Origin of the sequence: uncultured Streptococcus sp., from assembly GCF_963528215.1 — a bacterium.
Lineage (GTDB): Bacteria > Bacillota > Bacilli > Lactobacillales > Streptococcaceae > Streptococcus.
Window position 1 is genome coordinate 1 of sequence record NZ_CAURVL010000062.1, and the last position, 2652, is coordinate 2652.

The 2652-nt window shown below is 46.4% G+C and carries 2 protein-coding genes; both read right to left on the reverse strand.

Going from position 1 to position 2652, the window contains the following annotated elements:
* The coding region (gene argH / locus RWS24_RS10790) for an argininosuccinate lyase (protein WP_314367460.1) at positions 1 to 1217 on the reverse strand (1217 nt) is incomplete at its 3' end.
* A gap of 14 nt (positions 1218 to 1231) precedes the next feature.
* Positions 1232 to 2431 (reverse strand): argininosuccinate synthase, encoded by a 1200-nt coding sequence (locus RWS24_RS10795; RefSeq protein WP_072074671.1) that lies wholly within the window; start codon positions 2429 to 2431, stop codon positions 1232 to 1234.
* Between the last annotated feature and the right edge of the window lie 221 nt (positions 2432 to 2652).

Here is a 2652-nt window from a genome sequence, read left to right on the forward strand (position 1 = left end):
TCCTGTAGATAATAGCCTGCCTTGCTGCATTCCAGCACCAACTTTCCGACAATCTCATGGGCTTCCCGGAAAGGCAGTCCTTTCTTTGCCAGATAGTCAGCCAATTCCGTCGCATTGGAGAAGTCTTGCTGAGTTGAAACCAGCATTCTTTCCTTATTAACCGTCATGCTAGACAGCATACCCGCCATAATATCCAGCGATTTTTGGATGGTATCAACTGTATCGAACATGCCTTCCTTGTCTTCCTGCAGGTCCTTATTGTAAGCTAAGGGCAGGGATTTCATAACCGTCAGAAGACTGAAGAGATGGCCATAGACCCGGCCACCCTTACCCCGAATCAGCTCCGCCATGTCCGGATTTTTCTTTTGCGGCATAATGGAAGACCCGGTGCTAAAGGTATCTGACAGGCTGACAAAGCCGTATTCATAGCTGCACCAATTAATCAGCTCCTCACAGAGACGAGACAGATGCATGATGAGAATGCTGCTGTTAGATAGAAACTCCAGAATAAAGTCTCGATCACTGACCGCATCCAAGGAATTGTGGTAAATGCCTTTGAAGCCCAATAAATCAGCCGTCAGCTCCCGGTCAATCGGAAACGTTGTCCCCGCCAGAGCCGCTGCTCCTAAAGGAGACAAATCCGTATGCTCCAGATTAAAGGCAAAGCGCTGACTATCACGGCTGAACATCTGATAATAGGCCAGCAGATGATGTGCAAAGCTAATCGGCTGGGCATGCTGCAGATGGGTATAGCCTGGCATGATGGTCTCTACATGCTCTTCTGCCAAGTCCAGCAACACCTGACGCAAATTCAAGAGTTTATCCGCAATCTGACCGAGCTGATCCTTGAGATAAAGGTGCATATCTGTCGCCACCTGGTCATTACGGGAGCGAGCCGTATGGAGCTTACCAGCTACTGGCCCAATCTCCTCGGTCAGAAGAGCCTCCATATTCATATGAATATCTTCATTACGCACATCAAACTCAAGCTCTCCAGCCTCATAACGTGCTAACAGCTTTTCTAGGCCTGCCTGAATAGCAGCTGCTTCCTCTGGAGCAATGATTCCTGTTTGCCCCAGCATTTTGACATGGGCTAGGCTGCCCTGCAGATCATAAGGAGCCAGACGATAGTCAAAGCCAATGCTAGCACCAAACTCTTCTACCCAGCCTTCCAGAGAGGCTTCAAAACGTCCGCCCCACAGTTTATGATTCGCCATAGGAAAGCCCCTTTCTATTTGTCTTTGTGAGCCTGAACCTCTGCGTGAACCTTAGATGGAAGCCCCCACAGCTTGATAAAGCCAATCGCAGCATCCTGGTCAAAAGTATCTGCACTGGTATAAGTGGCCAGACTTTCGTCGTAGAGAGAATTAGCAGACTTACGCGCTACGACTGTCGCAGACCCCTTATAAAGCTTCACTTTAGCTGTGCCATTGACCACCTGCTGAGTGGACTTGAGGTAGGCAATCAAGGCTTCTGTTGCTGGATTAAACCAGAGACCATTATAGATGAGATTGGACAGCTCATTTTCGATAATCGGCTTGAAATGAGCCAATTCTCTGACTAGAGTCAGATCCTCGATTTCCTTGTGAGCAGCCAAGAGAGTCACTGCCCCAGGGCATTCATAGATTTCCCGAGACTTAATCCCTACCAGACGATTTTCCACATGGTCAATCCGCCCAACACCGTGTTGTCCTGCCAAGTCATTCAGCTCAAGAATCAAGTCCGCAAGCTTCATCTTTTTGCCATCTAAAGCAACTGGCACACCCGCCTCAAAGTCAATATTTACATAGACTGGGCTGTCTGGCGCTGCTTCTGGTGCAACCGTCAAATCATAGGCATCTTCCGGTGCTTCATTCCAAGGGTTCTCCAATACACCACACTCATTGGCCCGTCCCCAAAGGTTTTGATCGACTGAGTAAGGGCTATCAAGATCTGCAGGAATTGGCACACCATTAGCTTTGGCATAATTGATTTCTTCTTCCCGAGACCATTTCCACTCCCGAACCGGAGCAATGACCTTGAGACTGGGATCCAAGGAGGCGATAGCCACTTCAAAACGTACCTGATCATTTCCTTTTCCCGTACAGCCATGGGCAATGGTTGTCGCCCCTGTCTTGTGAGCAATTTCAACCAATTTCTTAGAAATCAAAGGTCGGCTCAGAGCGGACACTAGAGGATATTTTCGTTCGTAGAAGGTGTGTCCTTGCAGAGCAACCAAGACGTAGTCTTCCGCAAACTCGTCTTTAACATCAATAACATGTGATTCGATAGCGCCGACTTTCAGCGCCTTGTCATGAATGAAATCTAAATCATTTCCTTCACCTACGTCCATGCAGACCGCGATTACATCATAATCCTTGTCCAGCCAAGTAATAGCCACCGAAGTGTCCAAGCCGCCGGAATACGCTAAAATGACTTTCTCTTTAACCATGCGATTACCTCTATCCTTCTACATTTTATTTTTAAACATTCTACTGTATGAAAATGCGAATGTCAAGAGGAAATTTAATATTTATTAAAATAAAAGCGTTTTATCAATTTTTATTCAAAATCAATATATTATATACTGGACTTAAAATAAGAAAAAAGGGTCTGTCTGAACCGCACCCCAAAAGTTAGACAGAAAAAATCTAACTTTTGGGGTGTTTTTAA